Origin of the sequence: Streptomyces sp. NBC_00377, from assembly GCF_036075115.1 — a bacterium.
Classification (GTDB): Bacteria; Actinomycetota; Actinomycetes; order Streptomycetales; family Streptomycetaceae; genus Streptomyces.
The window spans coordinates 2,794,384-2,812,473 of record NZ_CP107958.1 but is presented as its reverse complement, the minus strand read 5'-3'; the positions used below and the strand labels follow the sequence as shown (position 1 = coordinate 2,812,473).

Below are 18,090 nucleotides of genomic sequence, written 5' to 3'. Positions count from 1 at the left end.
TTCGAGACTTCGAACTCCGAGAGAGATTCACAGATCATGGCGAACTACACCGCCGCTGACGTCAAGAAGCTCCGTGAGCTCACCGGCGCCGGCATGATGGACTGCAAGAAGGCGCTGGACGAGGCCGAGGGCAGCGTCGACAAGGCCGTCGAGGCGCTCCGCATCAAGGGCCAGAAGGGCGTCGCCAAGCGTGAGGGCCGCTCCGCCGAGAACGGCGCCGTGGTCTCGATCATCGCCGACGACAACTCCTCCGGCGTCCTCGTCGAGCTGAAGTGCGAGACGGACTTCGTCGCCAAGGGCGAGAAGTTCCAGGCCGTCGCCAACGCGATCGCCGAGCACGTCGTCAAGACCTCCCCGGCCGACCTCGAGGCGCTCCTCGCGTCCGAGATCGAGCCCGGCAAGACCGTCCAGGCGTTCGTGGACGAGGCCAACGCCAACCTCGGCGAGAAGATCGTGCTGGACCGCTTCGCGCAGTTCGCCGACGGCTTCGTGACCGCGTACATGCACCGCACGATGCCCGACCTGCCCCCGCAGATCGGTGTCCTCGTCGAGCTGGACAAGCCGAACGCCGACGTCGCCAAGGGCATCGCCCAGCACATCGCCGCCTTCGCGCCGAAGTACCTCTCCAAGGAGGACGTGCCGGCCGAGGTCGTCGAGTCCGAGCGCCGCGTCGCCGAGGAGACCACCCGCGCCGAGGGCAAGCCCGAGGCCGCCCTGCCGAAGATCGTCGAGGGTCGCCTCAACGGCTTCTTCAAGGACGCCACGCTGCTCGGCCAGCCGTACGCGCTGGACAACAAGAAGTCCGTCCAGAAGATCCTGGACGAGGCCGGTGTCACCCTGAAGCGCTTCACGCGCATCAAGGTCGGCATCTGAGTCCGTGCCGCGATCGACGCTCCGGCCCGATAGGGTCGGACGCAGTCGTCCGGTACGCCGTCACGCGCGTGCGTGACGTACGACAGCAGATCTGACGAGGAGGCCATTGCCGCGCACGGGTTGCGAACACCCCACCGGCAATGGCCTTCTTCGCATGTGCACCACGTGAAAGAGGCGGGATCTCCCATGACCACCAAGGCCCAGAAGAGCGACGACGGCAAACTACGCGGCCGGTTCATGCTGAAGCTTTCCGGAGAGGCGTTCTCCGGTGGCGGTGGCCTGGGCGTGGACCCCGACGTGGTGCACAAGGTCGCCCGCGAGATCGCGGCCGTCGTACGGGACGGCGCCGAGATCGCGGTCGTCATCGGCGGCGGCAACTTCTTCCGCGGCGCCGAACTCCAGCAGCGCGGCATGGACCGCGCCCGTTCCGACTACATGGGCATGCTCGGCACGGTCATGAACTGCCTCGCCCTCCAGGACTTCCTGGAGAAGGAGGGCATCGACAGCCGCGTGCAGACCGCCATCACCATGGGGCAGGTCGCCGAGCCGTACATCCCGCTGCGTGCCGTGCGCCACCTGGAGAAGGGCCGCGTGGTCATCTTCGGCGCCGGTATGGGCATGCCGTACTTCTCCACCGACACCACCGCCGCCCAGCGCGCTCTGGAGATCGACGCCGAGGCGCTGCTGATGGGCAAGAACGGCGTGGACGGCGTCTACGACTCCGACCCGAAGACCAACCCGGAGGCCGTCAAGTTCGACGCCCTCGGGTACGGCGAGGTCATCACCCGCGACCTGAAGGTCGCCGACATGACCGCGATCACGCTGTGCCGCGACAACAAGCTGCCGATCCTCGTCTTCGAGCTTCTGACCGAGGGCAATATCGCTCGCGCCGTCAAGGGTGAGAAGATCGGGACGCTTGTGGGTGAGCAAGGCAGCCGGGCCTGACCGGAAGAACCCCGGTCTTGTACGACAACACCTGACCGGGGGACGGAGCCTGGTCGGGGGATGGACAATGTCCTGCCGGTCGGGAACCGTGCAGGAAGAAGACGCGACGCAGCCGGCCGCCGCCTCCGCAAGGAACCGCAGCCGGGCCTACTCAAGACACGCAGGAGCAAGTGGTGATCGAAGAGACCCTCCTCGAGGCCGAGGAGAAGATGGAGAAGGCCGTCGTGGTCGCCAAGGAGGACTTCGCCGCGATCCGCACCGGCCGTGCGCACCCGGCGATGTTCAACAAGATCGTTGCCGACTACTACGGCGCACCGACGCCGATCAACCAGCTGGCTTCGTTCTCCGTGCCGGAGCCGCGCATGGCGGTCGTGACGCCGTTCGACAAGACCGCGCTGCGCAACATCGAGCAGGCGATCCGCGACTCCGACCTGGGCGTCAACCCGAGCAACGACGGCAACATCATCCGAGTGGTGTTCCCCGAGCTGACCGAGGAGCGCCGCCGCGACTACATCAAGGTCGCCAAGGGCAAGGGCGAGGACGCCAAGGTGTCCATCCGAGCGGTCCGCCGCAAGGCCAAGGACGCGATCGACAAGCTGATCAAGGACGGCGAGGTCGGCGAGGACGAGGGCCGCCGTGCCGAGAAGGAACTCGACGACACCACCGCGAAGTACGTCACCCAGGTGGACGAGCTCCTGAAGCACAAGGAATCGGAGCTGCTCGAGGTCTGATGAACGACTCTTCCTGGGGCTCACCGCCACACGCCGGGTCGCGGGCCGGGTACTGGGGGCCCGCCGACCAGGGGCCTGTCCAGGGGGCCGCCCCGGCGGGTCCCGCGTACGATGCGCCTGAGGCGCAGCAGACTCGCCCCATGCCCATCGTCCCCGACGTACCCGCGCACGGCGGAAACCAGGATGACGACCGGGGGGCCGCTCGGCTGGGTGGCCCCCTGTTCCCAGCCGAGCCGTACGGAGACGCGCCCTACGGCAACCAGCCGTACGGCGACGCCGCCCGAAGTCACGACACACCGTCGGCACAGCCCCATGCGGCGGTGCCGCAGAATCCGGAGCCCATGCCCGACGCCCCTCAGCCGGCGCCCGCACCGCAGAAGAAGAGCGCGGGCCGAGACCTGGGCGCGGCCATAGGTGTCGGGGTCGGGCTCGGCGTGGTGATCGTCGCGTCGCTGTTCGTCGTCAAGGCCGTGTTCATCGGCGTCATAGCAGTCGCCGTCGTCGTGGGCCTGTGGGAGCTGACCAGCAGGCTCCAGGAGCGCAAGGGCATCAAAGCGCCGCTCGTGCCGCTCGCGGTCGGCGGTGCGGCGATGGTCGTCGCCGGGTACGTCCGGGGCCCCGAGGGCGCCTGGGTCGCCATGGCCCTCACCGCGCTCGCGGTGCTGGTCTGGCGGATGACCGAACCGCCCGAGGGCTACCTCAAGGACGTCACGGCCGGTGTCTTCGCGGCCTTCTACGTCCCCTTCCTCGCCACGTTCGTCGCCCTGATGCTCACCGCCGACGACGGAGCGTTCCGCGTCATGACGTTCCTGCTCCTGACGGTGGTCAGCGACACGGGCGCGTACGCCGTCGGCTGGCGCTTCGGCAAGACCAAGCTCGCCCCGCGCATCAGCCCGGGCAAGACCCGCGAGGGCCTGCTCGGCGCGGTGTCGTTCGCGATGGTCGCCGGCGCGCTGCTGATGCAGTTCCTGATCGACGACGGCAGCTGGTGGCAGGGCCTGCTGCTCGGCCTCGCCGTCGCGGCCAGCGCCACACTCGGCGACCTCGGCGAGTCCATGATCAAGCGGGACCTGGGCATCAAGGACATGGGCACGCTGCTTCCGGGCCACGGTGGCATCATGGACCGGCTCGACTCGCTGCTGCCCACGGCTCCCGTGGTCTGGCTGCTGCTCGTCCTGTTCGTGGGCTCCGGCTGACCCACCCGCCCAGCGGCTCCGGCGGGCCCCCTCCCTGCGACTCGGGGAGGGGGCCCGCCGCCGTGCACCCCGCAAGACCTCAGCGCCGCCGGGGGAACTCGCCACCGTTGCGGCGCGGCTCGTGCAGGACACACCGTCCGAGGCCGGCCCACGCCGACGGCCGGGACCCACGGGTGACCGCCCCCACCCCTGCTACGGCCTGGGCTGCCCGAGTTGATCTGCGACACTGGAGGGGTTATGCCGAAGCCCGGAGAACTTACTTTCGTCGCCCCCCGCGGAGCTCAGAAGCCGCCGCGGCATCTCGCCGACCTCTCGCCCGCCGAGCGGAAGGAGGTCGTGGCGGAGATCGGGGAGAAGCCGTTTCGTGCCAAGCAGCTCTCGCAGCACTACTTCGCGCGGTACGCGCACGACCCGGCCGAGTGGACCGACATCCCCGCCGGTGCGCGCGAGAAGCTGCGTGAGGCGCTGCTGCCGGACCTGATGTCGGTCGTCCGGCATCTGTCGACGGACCAGGGGACCACCCGCAAGACGCTGTGGCGGCTGTTCGACGGCACGCTCGTGGAGTCGGTGCTGATGCGCTACCCGGACCGGGTGACCATGTGCATCAGCTCGCAGGCCGGGTGCGGGATGAACTGTCCGTTCTGCGCCACGGGACAGGCGGGTCTCGACCGTAATCTGTCCACGGCCGAGATCGTGCACCAGATCGTCGACGGCATGCGGGCGCTGCGGGACGGGGAGGTGCCCGGGGGCCCCGCCAGGCTCTCCAACATCGTCTTCATGGGGATGGGCGAGCCGCTCGCCAACTACAAGCGGGTCGTGGGAGCCATTCGCGCGCTCACCGACCCGGCGCCGGACGGACTCGGGCTGTCGCAGCGCGGGATCACCGTGTCGACGGTCGGGCTGGTGCCCGCCATCCACCGGTTGTCCGACGAGGGCTTCAAGTGCCGCCTCGCGATCTCCCTGCACGCGCCGGACGACGAGCTGCGCGACACTCTCGTCCCCGTGAACACGCGGTGGAAGGTGCGCGAGGTGCTGGATGCCGGATTCGAGTACACCGAGCGGTCCGGGCGTCGGCTGTCCATCGAGTACGCGTTGATCCGCGACATCAACGACCAGGCCTGGCGTGGTGACCGGCTGGGCCGACTGCTGCGCGGCAAGCCCGTGCACGTCAATCTCATCCCGCTCAACCCGACGCCGGGTTCGAAGTGGACGGCCTCGCGGCCCGAGGACGAGAAGGCGTTCGTCGAGGCGATCGCGGCGCACGGGGTGCCCGTCACGGTCCGGGACACCCGTGGCCAGGAGATCGACGGGGCGTGCGGTCAGCTCGCGGCCACCGAGCGGTAGTCTGAGACCCGTACACATCTTCATATTCCGACAGGGGAGCGCCACAGCGCTGAGAGTGCGGCATCCAGGCCCGCAGACCCTCTGAACCTCGCCCAGGTCATTCTGGGTAGGAAGTTCGGTCATCACTCGAGCTGTTGCGCCCTGCCCGGCGTCCCGTGCGGACCCGGGCGGGGCCGCGTCTCTTCCTGGTCTATCCCAGGAGGAAAATCCGGTGCAGAACAAGACCTTCGTGGCCGTCGCCGTCGGGCTCGGTCTCGTCGCGCTGTCCGCGTGCGGGTCGGCGGACGACAAGGGGGCGGAGGGCTCGGCGGGCTCCACAACCGTCACCCTGGTCAGTCACGACTCGTGGGCCGTGTCCAAGAGTGTGCTCGCCGACTTCGAGAAGGAGTCCGGGTACAAGGTGAAGGTCCTCAAGGACGGCGACGCCGGGCAGGCCGTCAACAAGGCGATCCTCACCAAGGACAACCCGCAGGGCGACGTCTTCTTCGGCGTCGACAACACCCTTCTGTCCCGTGCCCTCGACAACGGGCTGTTCCAGCCGTACGAGGCCAAGGGGCTGGAGCAGGTCGACGCGCGGTACCAGCTGGACGCGGGCAAGCACCGGGTCACGCCCGTCGACTACGGCGACATCTGCGTCAACTACGACAAGGCCTACTTCGCCGGGCACAAGCTGGCCCCGCCCGCCTCCTTCGACGATCTCGTGAAGCCCGCCTACAAGGACCTGCTCGTCACCGAGAACGCCTCCACCTCCTCGCCCGGGCTCGGCTTCCTGCTCGGCACGGCCGCGAAGTACGGCGACGGAGGCTGGGAAGGTTACTGGAAGAAGCTCAAGGCCAACGGGGTGAAGGTGGTCGACGGCTGGGAGCAGGCCTACAACGAGGAGTTCTCCGGTTCGGCCGGCGGGAAGAAGGCGAAGGCCGACCGTCCGCTCGTCGTGTCGTACGCCTCCTCGCCGCCCGCCGAGGTGATCTACGGCGACCCGAAGCCGTCCACCGCGCCGACCGGTGTCGCCTCCGGTACCTGCTTCCGGCAGATCGAGTTCGCGGGGCTGCTGAGCAACGCGTCCGCCGACAAGGGCGGCAAGGCGTTGATCGACTTTCTGATCAGCAGGAAGTTCCAGGAGGACATGCCGCTCAACATGTTCGTGTACCCGGTGGTGAAGGGGGCGGCCGTCCCCGCCGAGTTCACCCGGTACGGGCCCGCGGCCAAGGACCCCGAGACCCTGGCCCCGGCGAAGATCGCCGACCGCCGCGACCAGTGGGTCAAGTCGTGGACCTCGCTCGTACTGAAGTAGCCCCGCGCAAGGACGCCAGGGGGAGCGCGGCTGCGCGGCTGGGTCTCATGGCCGCGCCCGTCGCGTTCTTCGCGGTCTTCTTCGCGTACCCGGTCGCCGCGATCGTCGCCCGGGGGCTCGGCGCCGACGGGGTCTGGCACTTCGGGCGCCTCTGGGACGTGCTCGCGGAGCCCGGCGTCCGGCACGTGCTGTGGTTCACCACCTGGCAGGCGCTCGCCTCCACCGCGCTCACGCTGCTGGTGGCGCTGCCGGGCGCGTATGTGTTCGCCCGCCTCGACTTCCCGGGCAAGCAGGTGCTGCGGGCCGTCGTCACCGTCCCGTTCGTGCTGCCGACGGTCGTCGTCGGCACGGCCTTCCTGGCGCTCGTCGGGCGCGGCGGGCTGCTCGACGACCTGTGGGGGGTACGGCTGGACACCACGGTGTGGGCGATCCTGCTGGCCCATGTCTTCTTCAACTACGCGGTCGTCGTACGGACGGTGGGCGGGCTGTGGGCGCAGCTCGACCCGCGGCAGGAGGAGGCGGCGCGGATGCTCGGCGCGTCGCGCGCGAGGGCGTGGCGCACGGTCACCCTGCCCGCGCTGGGGCCTGCCGTCGCCGCCGCCGCGCTGATGGTCTTCCTCTTCACCTTCACCTCCTTCGGAGTGGTGCAGATCCTCGGCGGCCCCACGTTCTCCACCCTCGAGGTGGAGATCTACCGGCAGACGTCCGAGATCTTCGACCTGTCCACGGCCGCCGTCCTCACGATCGTCCAGTTCGTGGCCGTCGGCGCGATCCTCGCCGTGCACGCCTGGACGGTGCGGCGGCGCGAGACCGCGCTGCGGCTGGTCGACGCCTCGGTGACCGCGCGGCGGCCGCGCGGGGCCGGGCAGTGGGCGCTGCTGGCCGGGGTGCTCGGCACGATCGCCGTGCTGCTGGTGCTGCCGCTGGCGGTGCTGGCGCAGCGCTCCCTCGACGCACCCGGCTTCGCCTACTACCGGGCGCTGACCGGCGACGACGGCAACGTCTTCCTGGTCCCTCCGATCGACGCCATCGGCAACTCGCTGGAGTACGCCGTCGTCGCCACCGCGATCGCCGTGCTCGTCGGCGGGCTCGCCGCGGCCGCCCTCACCCGGCGGGACGCCGGCCGGCTGGTGCGTGGCTTCGACGCGCTGCTGATGCTGCCGCTGGGCGTGTCCGCGGTGACCGTCGGCTTCGGGTTCCTCATCGCCCTCGACGAGCCTCCGCTGGACCTGCGCGGTACGTGGATCCTGGTGCCGCTCGCGCAGGCGCTGGTCGGCGTCCCCTTCGTCGTACGGACCATGCTGCCGGTGCTGCGCGCGGTGGACCAGCGGCTGCGGGAGGCGGCGGCCGTGCTCGGGGCGTCGCCCTGGCGGGTGTGGCGGGAGGTCGACCTGCCGATGGTGCGGCGGGCGCTGCTGGTCGCCGCCGGGTTCGCCTTCGCGGTGTCGCTGGGGGAGTTCGGGGCGACGGTGTTCATCGCCCGGCCCGACAATCCGACGCTGCCGGTCGCCGTGGCGCGACTGCTCGGACGGGCCGGAGAGATGAACTACGGCCAGGCGATGGCCCTTTCCACGATTCTGATGGTGGTGTGCGCGGTGGCCCTGCTGGTGCTGGAGCGGCTGCGGACCGACCGGACGGGGGAGTTCTGATGCTTCTGGAGCTGGAGCGCGCGACCGTGCGGTTCGGTGGGCGGGCGGTGCTCGACGCGGTCGATCTCGCCGTCACGGAGCACGAGGTGGTGTGTGTGCTGGGGCCGAGCGGCAGCGGCAAGTCGACACTGCTGCGGGCGGTGGCGGGGCTCCAGCCGATGGACGCCGGGCGGGTTCTGCTCGACGGACGCGACCAGGCGGGGGTCCCCGCGCACAAGCGGGAGCTCGGGCTGATGTTCCAGGACCATCAGCTGTTCCCGCAGCGGGACGTGGGCGGCAACGTGGCCTTCGGGCTGCGGATGCGAGGCATGCCCGGGAGGGCGCGGGACGAGCGGGTGACCGAGTTGCTGGACCTGGTCGGGCTGCCCGGCGCCGCCGGCCGGGCGGTGGCCGCGCTCTCCGGTGGGGAGCAGCAGCGGGTGGCGCTGGCCCGGGCCCTCGCGCCGCGTCCCCGGCTGCTGATGCTCGACGAGCCGCTCGGTCAGCTCGACAGGTCGCTGCGGGAGCGGCTGGTGGTCGAACTGCGGGAGTTGTTCGGCCGGTTGGGGACCACGGTGCTCGCGGTCACCCATGACCAGGGTGAGGCGTTCGCGCTCGCCGACCGGGTCGTGGTGATGCGGGACGGGCGGATCGCCCAGTCCGGTACGCCCCTCGAGGTGTGGCAGCGGCCGGCGGACGCGTTCGTGGCCCGTTTCCTCGGCTTCGACAACGTGGTGGAGGCGACCGTCACGGGGGAGGCCGCGGTCACCCCGTGGGGCAAGGTGCCGGTGCCGGCCGGTTCGGGACAGGGGGCGCGCACCCTGCTCGTGCGGCCCGCCGGTGTGCGCCTGGTGGGCGCGGACGAGGGCCTGCGCTGCACGGTCACCGGACGTACGTTCCGCGGCACGCATGTCGCCGTGCATCTCCAGCCGGAGGGCGCACCGAGGCTGGAGGCGGCGTGCGCGTTGCGCGACGCGCCGGAGGTCGGCAGCGCCGTGGGGGTCTCCTTCGACCCGGCCGAAACCGTCGTGCTGGACTGACCGCAGCCGGGATCGAGGGCCGCCCGACGGGCCGGGACACGGCGCGGGAATGCGGACGGCCCGCCCCGGGAAGGGGCGGGCCGCACATGTGCCTGTGTCGTGCCGGTGGTGCGGGTCAGCGGTGGCTGGAGCCGCGGCGACGCATACCGAAGAAGACCGCGCCGCCGCCGACGACGACCAGGGCGGCCGCGACGCCGACGATCAGGCCGGTGTTGGAGCTCGCGCCGGTCTCGGCGAGGTTGGACTCCTGGACCGCGGCCGACGGGACGTTGCTCGCGGAGGGCGCGGGCGCGGCGCCGTCGCTCGTCGAGCCGGACGGCGACGGGGTGATCGTCTCGGCCGGCGGCGGGGTGGAGGTGCTGCCCGACGGCGTCGAGGACGGGGTGGCGGTCGGGGTGGACGTGTCGGCCTTGCAGGCCTTGGACGGGGTGGTCACGTTCGGGCTGATGTCGGCGTCGACGAACGTCTTCTTGCCCTTGACGGCCACGATGTGGACCCGGTAGACGGCGTTCGGCTCCCAGTCCTCGGCGAAGGAGACGGTGACGCCCTTCTTCGAGCCCTCGACCGTCTGCTCGGCACCGACCTGACGGAGGTCGGCGCCGTTGTTCTCGAGGAACACGGTGATGACGGCCGGGACGCCCGTGGGGTCCTTGTCGGTGACGGTGATGACGCCCTTCGTGCCGTCACAGGCGGCAGCGGCGGAGAACTCACTGATGTCGCAGGCCAGCGCGGTGCCGGCGGCGCTGAGCGCGAGGGCGGCGGAGGCGGCGGTGACACCGAGCATGCGCACCGAACGGGCGGCGGTACGGCGGGAAAGGGACACGTTTGTCCTTTACGGGAAGCGCAACTGCGGGGGGTGGAGGGGGAGATGGCGCCCCCGGTGAGCCGAGTGCGTCACCATCCCCAGCAGACACACAGGTCTATAAGCGTTCCATAAGAAGTGTCAATGCGAGGACGCCTCTGAGCGGCTGGCTTTGCCCGCTTATTAACCTCCGAGACGTTTCAACGCCTCCGGCGCCTCCTCGATCCGGTCAACCAGGGCGATACGGGACTCCATCGCCCGCTCCTGGGCGAGTGACCTCAAGAGCGGCCAGGCGGGCAGCCGTTGGGTCCAGTGCTCCCGGTCCACCAGCACCATCGGAGTCGGCTCGCCCCGCGACCCGTAGTAGTTGGGCGTCGCGTTGTCGAAGATCTCCTGTACGGTCCCGGCGGCGCCCGGCAGGAACACCACGCCCGCGGTGCAGCGGGCCAACAGGCCGTCCTCGCGGGTGGCGTTGGAGAAGTACTTGGCGAGATGCGCCGCGAACGGGTTCGGCGGTTCGTGACCGTAGAACCACGTGGGGATGCCGACCGAGGGACCGCCGCCCGGCCAGCCGGCACGCACCTCGAAGGCGGCCTTCGCCCACTCGGTGACCGAGGGGGTGAACTTCGGCGCCTTGACGAGGATGCCGAGTGCGGCCGTGAGCATCTCGTCGTCGAAGGGGGCCGCGTAGGCGCCTAGGTTCGCCGCCTCCATCGCGCCGGGTCCGCCACCGGTCGCCACCATGAGCCCGGCGCGCGTGAGTTCACGGCCGAGGCGGGCGGCGCCCGCGTACGCCTCCGTGCCGCGCGCCATGGCGTGGCCGCCCATGACACCCACCACGTGTTCACCTACGAGGAGTTCGTCGAGCGCGTCGGTGACGGCGTCGTCGTGGATCGAGCGGAGCATGGAGCCGAAGATGTCGCCGTCCGCCTTGGTGCGCTGGAACCAGGCGTACGTGCGGGCGTCCGGGGTCGCCTCGTAGCCCTCGTCCAGGGACGCGAACAACTCGTCGGGGGAGTAGACGAAACCGCGGTACGGGTCGAAGGACAGGCCCGGTACGGGCGGGAAGACCAGGGCGCCGGAGGCACGGGTCTTCGTGGCCGCCTCCGGGGCCATCGGGCAGCCGAGGAAGACGGCGCCCGAGGTGTCGAGGGCGAGGAGGGCGTCCGTACGGTCCGTCAGGTCGACGGACTGGACGCGGAAGTGGGAGAGCGTGCCGTGGGCGCGGACCACCTCGTCGAACTCGGCGAGGGACTCGATCTCACGGTCGTGGGAGCCGTCGAACGGCTGGGCGGGTGTCGTCGGATGCACCCGCCCATGCTAGGCAGCGCCGGACGGCGGGTGGTCAGCTCTCGACGGCCGACGGGTCCATCCACACGATCTCCCAGGTGTGGCCGTCGAGGTCGTCGAACGAACGGCCGTACATGAAACCCATGTCCTGGGTCTCGCCGCTCGGGGAGCCGCCGACCGCGAGCGCCCTGTCGACGAGTTCGTCGACCTTCTCGCGGCTCTCGGCGCTGAGGGCGATCAGGACCTCGCTGGTCCTCGACGCGTCCGCGATCTCCTTCTTGGTGAAGCTCGAGTAGAACGGCTTGGTGAGCAGCATCGCGACGATCGTGTCGCTGATCACCACGGAGGCCGCGTTGTCGTCGCTGAACTGCGGGTTGATCGAGTAGCCGAGCTCCGTGAAGAACTTCTTCGAGGCGTCGAGGTCGTTCACGGGCAGGTTGACGAAGATCATCTGCTGGTAGGCCGGGGTGGTCATCTGGTCTCTCCCAGGGAGTTCGTGCTGCTGGTGGCTGGTTTCTGTGGGGTAGACCGGGGGGACGCGCGGAACTAATCGGCGGACGGAGATCTTTCTGCTTCAGCGCGTCGGCTCGAGCGCGTGCGCTTCAGCGCATCAGCGGGAGAGCCGCCAGTTCGGCCACGATCAGGGTGAGCGGGACGAACAGGGCGAGCAGCGCGCCCGTGCGCAGGGCGGCGGCGCTGCGCAGCGTCTTGGCCGGGGCGCCGAGGCGGAGCAGGGCGGCGGTGGTGTCGGCGCGGACCTGCCTCGCCTCGATGGCCGCCGTCAGCAGCGTGGCGACGGTGCAGCCCGCCACGATCACGGCGCCGAGCGTGGCGAGCGGGCCGAAGGACGGGTCCGCCGGGTCGTACAGCATGGCCATCGTGTACGCGCCCGAGGCCACCGCGCAGACCACTCCCAGCGGACGGCCGATGCGGGACGCCTCCTGCATCAGGCCCCGGCCCGCGAGGAGGCGCAGCGCGCCCGGACGGGCCGCTTGCAGCAGGCGGCCGCAGAGGTGGGTGAGGCCGGGACCGGCGAGGGCCAGGCCCACGGCGGTGAGGATCCAGCCGACGAGGACCGCGACGGGGCCGGTGGGCAGGCCGCCGGGGAGCGGGAGCGTGCTGGGCTCGGCGATCTGGTTCGCGTACGCCTCCACGGCAAGGCCGGCCGCGAGGAGCGCCGCGCCCCAGGGGAGGGCGGTGGGGTGGGGCGGATGCGTCGGGGAGTCCATGCGGTGGGCGGGGACCGGGGCCGGGGTGCCGTCCGTGGCCTCCGACGGTCCGCCTTCCGGATGCGAGGCGATGGAGAGGGTCACGGTGCCCGGAGTCGAGGGGGCGCCGTTCGCCGCCAGGACGGCGGCCGCCTCGGCGGGGCGGTGGCCCGGATCGGGGCGGGACGGCCTGCCGTTCGCCGCCGGGCCGGTGGACGTATCGGCGGACCTGCCGTCCTGATCGTCGGCGGACCACCGCGGTGCCGCCCCCTGGTCGCCGGCCGCGGCTGCGGTACGGACGCCCGCAACGGGACCGGACGGCCGGGGTCGTCTCGTTCTCGCCCCGAAGCGGCCGTACTCGCCGAACCTGTCTCCCGGCCCGGTCCTCCCGTACGTCCCGAACCGGCCGAACATCCGCGGGGCCGCCTGGGCCGCCACGCGAGCGTCCCTCGGGCGGAGCATCAGCGCCACCGCGACGGACGAGGCCACCGGGACCAGTGCCAGCAGGGTCAGGGACGCCGGCAGCGGGAGGGGCTGGTTCGCCGCCAGGAAGTCGGCGGCCGCTCCGTCGAACGGCATGCCCGTGAGGTCGCCGCGCAGATGGAGGAAGAGGAGGAGGGCCAGCATGGAGCCGAGCAGCGTCGACAGGGCCGTCGTCATCGCCGAGACGGCCATCAGGCGGGCCGGTCCCAGGCCGATCGCCGCCAGTCCGGGGCGCGGGCGGGTGCCGGGGTCCGTGCGGGCCACCGCCAGGGCGAAGTAGACCGTCGCCGCGAGCGGGACCGCGCACCAGGCGAGCCGGAGCACCGACGCGGCCTGGTCGTCGGGGTGGGCGAGGGCGTGGCCGAGGGTGCACAGGAGGAGGAAACCGGTGCCCGCCGAGGCCGTCGCGACCAGGAGGCGGCGGAGCTGGACGGCGGGATGGGCGCTGCGCGTCAGACGGAGAGCGAGCACGCGGCCCCCCGGCCTTCCGACTCCGTGACCGGGGGCAGATGGACCGTCCTGACCCGGCGGCCGTCCAGCAGTGGCACCGTGCGGTCGGCGAGGGCGGCGGTCTCCGGATCGTGGGTGGCCAGCACCACCGTGATGCCGTGGGAGCGGGCCGCCGTCGTCAGGGTGCGCAGGACGTGGGCCCGGTCGGCGCGGTGCAGGGGGGCCGTCGGCTCGTCCGCGAAGAGGACCGAGGGGGCCGGGGCCAGGGCGCGCGTGATGCAGACCCGCTGGCGTTCGGCCTGGGTGAGTTCGTGCGGGCGGTGGTGCGACCTGCCGCCGATGTCCAGGCGGTCCAGCCACTCCAGCGCGGCGACCTTGGCCCGGCGGCGGCTGGTGCCGCGCAGCATCAGGGGGAGGGCCGCGTTCTCCCAGACGTTGAGTTCGGGGACGAGGGCCGGCACCGGGTCGATCCAGCCGAAGCGGTCGCGGCGCAGCCGTTCGCGGGCCGTCGGGCCCATCGTGTGCACGGGGACGCTGTTGAACCAGACCTCGCCGCGCTGGGCGGGCGAAAGGCCGGACAGGCAGCGCAGCAGTGTGGTCTTGCCGCTGCCGCGCGGCCCGCTGACGGCGAGGATCTCGCCCTCCCGCACGCCCAGCGAGACGCCGCCGAGCGCCGGTGAGCCGTCGCGGTGCGTGAAGTACAGGGAGCGTGCCCACAGCACGTCGTTGTCCGGCGGGGCCTCCTGATTTCCGGAGCCGCGCAGCGGCGTACTACGCTGCGTTTCTGCTTCGCCGGCGGTCAGGGCTTGGCCGTCACGAGACCCGCTGCGGTCGAGTGAGAAGCCCCCTCGGTCACGTGGGGGAGGAGTCACGGGCGTACACCTCGGTTCAGATCCGTAAGTTCCTTGCCACTCCCCCATCCTGGGGAACGAACGGGAAACGAAGGCAGGGCCGATCGGTCACGAGCACGCTAAGGACATCGCGGCGGGCATACCACAGCACACGGCCCCGGTCCGCCGTTTCTCACTCGAACGGTCGATGCCGGGGCCGGTGTTGATCAGCTGATCAGGCCGATGGTCAGAGCTTCGTCCACGCCTCCGTCAGCGTCGCGCGCAGGATCTGCTCGATCTCGTCGAAGGTCTCCTGGTTGGAGATCAGCGGCGGGGCGAGCTGGACGACCGGGTCGCCGCGGTCGTCGGCACGGCAGTACAGGCCGTTGTCGAAGAGAGCCTTGGACAGGAAGCCGTACAGGACGCGCTCGGTCTCCTCGTCGTTGAACGATTCCTTCGTCGCCTTGTCCTTGACCAGCTCGATGCCGTAGAAGAAGCCGTTCCCCCGGACGTCGCCGACGATCGGGAGGTCGTGCAGCTTCTGGAGGGTCTTGAGGAACGCGCCCTCGTTGTCCAGCACGTGCTGGTTGAGGCCCTCGCGCTCGAACAGGTCGAGGTTGGCGACGCCCACCGCGGCCGACACGGGGTGGCCGCCGAAGGTGTAACCGTGCAGGAAGGTGTTGTCGCCCTTGTAGAACGGCTCGGCCAGCTTGTCGGAGATGATGCAGGCGCCGATCGGGGAGTAGCCCGAGGTCATGCCCTTGGCGCAGGTGATCATGTCCGGGACGTAGCCGAACTTGTCGCAGGCGAACATCGTGCCGAGGCGGCCGAAGGCGCAGATGACCTCGTCCGACACGAGCAGCACGTCGTACTGGTCGCAGATCTCGCGCACCCGCTGGAAGTAGCCGGGCGGGGGCGGGAAGCAGCCGCCCGCGTTCTGGACCGGCTCCAGGAAGACCGCGGCGACCGTCTCCGGGCCCTCGAAGAGGATCTGCTGCTCGATCTGGTCGGCGGCCCAGCGGCCGAAGGCCTCGGGGTCGTCGCCGTATATCGGGGCGCGGTAGATGTTGGTGTTCGGCACCTTGTGCGCGCCCGGGACGAGCGGCTCGAAGGGGGCCTTCAAGGCCGGCAGGCCGGTGATCGACAGGGCGCCCTGCGGGGTGCCGTGGTAGGCGACCGCGCGGGAGATGACCTTGTACTTGGTCGGCTTGCCCTGGAGCTTGAAGTACTGCTTGGCGAGCTTCCAGGCGGTCTCGACGGCCTCGCCGCCGCCGGTGGTGAAGAAGACCTTGTTCAGGTCGCCCGGCGCGTAGTCGGCGAGACGCTCCGCCAGCTCCACGGCCTTCGGGTGGGCGTAGGACCACACCGGGAAGAACGCGAGCTCCTGCGCCTGCTTGAAGGCCGTCTCGGCCAGCTCGGTGCGGCCGTGACCGGCCTGGACGACGAACAGACCCGAGAGGCCGTCGAGGTAGCGCCTGCCCTTGTCGTCGTAGATGTAGGCGCCCTCGCCCCGGACGATCGTCGGGACCGGCGAGTTCTCGTACGAGGACATGCGGGTGAAGTGCATCCACAGGTGGTCGTACGCGGTGCGGCTGAGGTCCTTGGTGCTCACTGTTATCGGGTCCTCACGGTTATCGGGTTCCCCACATGTAGGTCTGCTTCTTCAGCTTCAGGTAGACGAAGCTCTCGGTCGAGCGAACGCCCGGCAGAGCACGGATGCGCTTGTTGATGACGTCCAGCAGGTGGTCGTCGTCCTCGCAGACGATCTCGGCGAGGACGTCGAACGAGCCCGCCGTCATCACCACGTACTCGACTTCCGCCATGTCGGTCAGCGCTTCCGCGATGGACTCGACATCGCCCTCCACGTTGATCCCGACCATCGCCTGGCGGCGGAAGCCCACGGTCAGCGGGTCCGTGACGGCGACGATCTGCATCACGCCCTGGTCGAGCAGCTTCTGGACGCGCTGGCGCACGGCCGCCTCGGAGAGGCCGACGGCCTTGCCGATCGCGGCGTACGGCCGGCGGCCGTCCTCCTGGAGCTGCTGGATGATGGCGAGGCTGACGGCATCCAGGTGAGGGGTGCTGCCGTTCCTGGACTCGCGGGAGTCCCTGTGCTCTGCGCTTCGACTGGCCACGGCCTCACTGTGCACGAGGTCTCGACGGTTCCGCAAGGCCGATGCGATGAAATTCGTTGTTTACGTGTGTGAGATCTGCGGATTCCGCAGCCCCGGCGGGATCGGGGGTGTTGAAAACGTCGGGGCAAGGATTAGTGTGGGTGTCTCAGTCAATGGACACCGAACTTGGAGGGCCGGCAGTGAGCACCGAGCTGCGTCGTCTGCGCAATCACATCGACGGTGAGTTCCGGGACGCCGCCGACGGACGGACCACCGAGGTGGTCAACCCCGCGACGGGCGAGGCGTACGCGACCGCGCCGCTGTCCCGCCAGGCGGACGTCGACGCCGCGATGGCGGCCGCCGCCAAGGCGTTCCCCGGCTGGCGCGACACGACCCCCGCCGAACGCCAAAGGGCCCTGCTGAAGATCGCGGACGCGTTCGAGGAGCGGGCCGAGGAGCTCATCGCGGCCGAGGTGGAGAACACGGGCAAGCCGATCGGGCTGACCCGCTCCGAGGAGATCCCTCCCATGGTCGACCAGATCCGCTTCTTCGCGGGGGCGGCCCGGATGCTGGAAGGGCGCAGCGCCGGCGAGTACATGGACGGGATGACCTCGATCGTCCGCCGCGAGCCGGTCGGCGTCTGCGCGCAGGTCGCGCCCTGGAACTACCCGATGATGATGGCCGTGTGGAAGTTCGCCCCGGCGATCGCGGCCGGCAACACCGTGGTGCTCAAGCCGTCCGACACCACGCCTGCCTCCACCGTCCTGATCGCCGAGATCATCGGCTCGATCCTGCCCAAGGGCGTCTTCAACGTCATCACCGGAGACCGTGACACCGGCCGGCTGATGGTCGAGCACCCGACCCCGGCGATGGCCTCCATCACCGGTTCCGTGCGCGCGGGCATGTCCGTCGCCGAATCGGCGTCCAAGGACCTCAAGCGGGTCCACCTGGAGCTGGGCGGCAAGGCGCCGGTCGTGGTGTTCGGGGACCTCGACAGCGCGGCCATCGCCAAGGCCGTCGAGGACATCTCGGTGGCGGGCTTCTTCAACGCCGGCCAGGACTGTACGGCGGCCACCCGCGTCCTCGTCCAGGAGGACATCCACGACGAGTTCGTGGCCGCGCTCGCGAAGGCGGCGGCGGAGACGAAGACGGGACAGCCGGACGACGAGGACGTCCTCTTCGGTCCGCTGAACAACCCCAACCAGCTCCAGCAGGTCACCGGCTTCATCGAGCGGCTGCCCGCGCACGCCAAGGTCGAGGCCGGCGGTCAGCGCGTCGGCGACAAGGGGTACTTCTACGCCGCGACCGTCGTGTCCGGGCTGAAGCAGGACGACGAGATCATCCAGAACGAGGTGTTCGGGCCGGTCATCACCGTCCAGTCGTTCACGGACGAGGACCAGGCCGTCGAGTGGGCCAACGGCGTCGAGTACGCCCTCGCCTCCTCGGTGTGGACCAAGGACCACGGCCGCGCGATGCGGATGTCCAAGAAGCTGGACTTCGGCTGCGTGTGGATCAACACCCACATCCCGCTGGTCGCCGAGATGCCCCACGGCGGCTTCAAGAAGTCCGGCTACGGCAAGGACCTGTCGGGCTACGGCTTCGACGACTACACGCGCATCAAGCATGTGATGACGTCCCTCGACGCGTAGCGGCTCCGCCGGGTGCGGTCGGTCTTCGGGCGGGCCGTGTTTCGGGTGCGGGTGGGTTGCGGCTGGTCGCGCAGTTCCCCGCGCCCCTGGAGGTCGGTTCGGCCCTCGGTCCTCGGACCGGGGGTCGTTCGCTCTGCCGGGCCACCCCGCCGGGCCGGGCCGCGGTTCGGGTGCGGGTGCGTCGGGGCTGGTCGCGCAGTTCCCCGCGCCCCT

Annotated in this window: 16 protein-coding genes; 9 read left to right on the top strand and 7 right to left on the bottom strand. The window is 70.5% G+C overall.

What is annotated here, in order from left to right:
- The first annotated feature begins 36 nt into the window (after positions 1–36).
- The 8 genes from tsf to OHS71_RS12505 all read left to right on the top strand — a co-directional run bounded on the left by tsf (position 37) and on the right by OHS71_RS12505 (position 9,051).
- Entirely contained in the window at positions 37–873 is an 837-nt protein-coding gene (gene tsf / locus OHS71_RS12540; RefSeq protein ID WP_328479473.1) for a translation elongation factor Ts, read from the top strand.
- Positions 874–1,059: 186 nt separating this feature from the next.
- Positions 1,060–1,818 (top strand): UMP kinase, encoded by a 759-nt coding sequence (pyrH, locus tag OHS71_RS12535; protein WP_328479472.1) that lies wholly within the window; start codon positions 1,060–1,062, stop codon positions 1,816–1,818.
- A 173-nt stretch (positions 1,819–1,991) separates the two neighbouring features.
- Complete coding sequence (frr, locus tag OHS71_RS12530; RefSeq protein WP_328479471.1) at positions 1,992–2,549, top strand: ribosome recycling factor; 558 nt, start codon at positions 1,992–1,994, stop codon at positions 2,547–2,549.
- The gene (locus OHS71_RS12525; protein ID WP_328479470.1) at positions 2,549–3,745 is read left to right on the top strand and encodes a phosphatidate cytidylyltransferase; all 1,197 of its coding nucleotides are present in this window, start codon (positions 2,549–2,551) and stop codon (positions 3,743–3,745) included. The genes frr and OHS71_RS12525 overlap by 1 nt, the downstream gene beginning before the upstream one ends.
- A 237-nt stretch (positions 3,746–3,982) precedes the next feature.
- Entirely contained in the window at positions 3,983–5,089 is a 1,107-nt protein-coding gene (rlmN, locus tag OHS71_RS12520) for a 23S rRNA (adenine(2503)-C(2))-methyltransferase RlmN (RefSeq protein ID WP_328479469.1), read from the top strand.
- 211 nt (positions 5,090–5,300) lie between these two features.
- Positions 5,301–6,383 (top strand): thiamine ABC transporter substrate-binding protein, encoded by a 1,083-nt coding sequence (locus tag OHS71_RS12515; protein WP_328479468.1) that lies wholly within the window; start codon positions 5,301–5,303, stop codon positions 6,381–6,383.
- Positions 6,359–8,032 carry an ABC transporter permease gene (locus tag OHS71_RS12510; protein WP_328479467.1) on the top strand — a complete coding sequence of 558 codons (1,674 nt, stop codon included), beginning with the start codon at positions 6,359–6,361 and terminating at the stop codon, positions 8,030–8,032. Before OHS71_RS12515 ends, OHS71_RS12510 begins: the two co-directional genes overlap by 25 nt.
- Positions 8,032–9,051, top strand: a complete 1,020-nt coding sequence (locus tag OHS71_RS12505) for an ABC transporter ATP-binding protein (protein ID WP_328479466.1) — start codon at positions 8,032–8,034, stop codon at positions 9,049–9,051. Before OHS71_RS12510 ends, OHS71_RS12505 begins: the two co-directional genes overlap by 1 nt.
- A 115-nt stretch (positions 9,052–9,166) precedes the next feature.
- On the opposite strand, the gene OHS71_RS12500 is transcribed toward OHS71_RS12505, so the two are convergent.
- The 7 genes from OHS71_RS12500 to OHS71_RS12470 all read right to left on the bottom strand — a co-directional run bounded on the left by OHS71_RS12500 (position 9,167) and on the right by OHS71_RS12470 (position 16,264).
- Complete coding sequence (locus OHS71_RS12500; protein WP_328479465.1) at positions 9,167–9,874, bottom strand: LAETG motif-containing sortase-dependent surface protein; 708 nt, start codon at positions 9,872–9,874, stop codon at positions 9,167–9,169.
- A gap of 162 nt (positions 9,875–10,036) precedes the next feature.
- The gene (locus OHS71_RS12495) at positions 10,037–11,164 is read right to left on the bottom strand and encodes an LOG family protein (RefSeq protein ID WP_328479464.1); all 1,128 of its coding nucleotides are present in this window, start codon (positions 11,162–11,164) and stop codon (positions 10,037–10,039) included.
- 34 nt (positions 11,165–11,198) lie between these two features.
- The gene (locus OHS71_RS12490) at positions 11,199–11,618 is read right to left on the bottom strand and encodes a VOC family protein (protein ID WP_328479463.1); all 420 of its coding nucleotides are present in this window, start codon (positions 11,616–11,618) and stop codon (positions 11,199–11,201) included.
- Between the two features lie 127 nt (positions 11,619–11,745).
- Positions 11,746–13,305, bottom strand: coding sequence for a hypothetical protein (locus tag OHS71_RS12485; protein WP_328479462.1), 1,560 nt, complete (start codon positions 13,303–13,305; stop codon positions 11,746–11,748).
- A complete protein-coding gene (locus OHS71_RS12480) occupies positions 13,287–14,048 on the bottom strand; it encodes an ABC transporter ATP-binding protein (protein ID WP_328484487.1) in 762 nt (253 codons plus the stop codon). Before OHS71_RS12480 ends, OHS71_RS12485 begins: the two co-directional genes overlap by 19 nt.
- 313 nt (positions 14,049–14,361) lie before the next feature.
- Entirely contained in the window at positions 14,362–15,726 is a 1,365-nt protein-coding gene (locus OHS71_RS12475; protein ID WP_328479461.1) for an aspartate aminotransferase family protein, read from the bottom strand.
- A gap of 19 nt (positions 15,727–15,745) precedes the next feature.
- Entirely contained in the window at positions 15,746–16,264 is a 519-nt protein-coding gene (locus OHS71_RS12470) for an Lrp/AsnC family transcriptional regulator (RefSeq protein WP_328484486.1), read from the bottom strand.
- 164 nt (positions 16,265–16,428) lie between these two features.
- Between OHS71_RS12470 and OHS71_RS12465 the strand changes: the two genes are divergently transcribed.
- A complete protein-coding gene (locus tag OHS71_RS12465; RefSeq protein WP_328479460.1) occupies positions 16,429–17,877 on the top strand; it encodes a gamma-aminobutyraldehyde dehydrogenase in 1,449 nt (482 codons plus the stop codon).
- Positions 17,878–18,090 lie beyond the last annotated feature (213 nt).

Bases quoted from the DNA above. Each gene is read 5' to 3' on its own strand.
- rlmN (WP_328479469.1), top strand. From the start codon at position 3,983: ATGCCGAAGCCCGGAGAACTTACTTTCGTCGCCCCCCGCGGAGCTCAG.
- OHS71_RS12525 (WP_328479470.1), top strand. From the start codon at position 2,549: ATGAACGACTCTTCCTGGGGCTCACCGCCACACGCCGGGTCGCGGGCC.
- pyrH (WP_328479472.1), top strand. From the start codon at position 1,060: ATGACCACCAAGGCCCAGAAGAGCGACGACGGCAAACTACGCGGCCGG.
- OHS71_RS12505 (WP_328479466.1), top strand. From the start codon at position 8,032: ATGCTTCTGGAGCTGGAGCGCGCGACCGTGCGGTTCGGTGGGCGGGCG.
- tsf (WP_328479473.1), top strand. From the start codon at position 37: ATGGCGAACTACACCGCCGCTGACGTCAAGAAGCTCCGTGAGCTCACC.
- OHS71_RS12490 (WP_328479463.1), bottom strand. From the start codon at position 11,618: ATGACCACCCCGGCCTACCAGCAGATGATCTTCGTCAACCTGCCCGTG.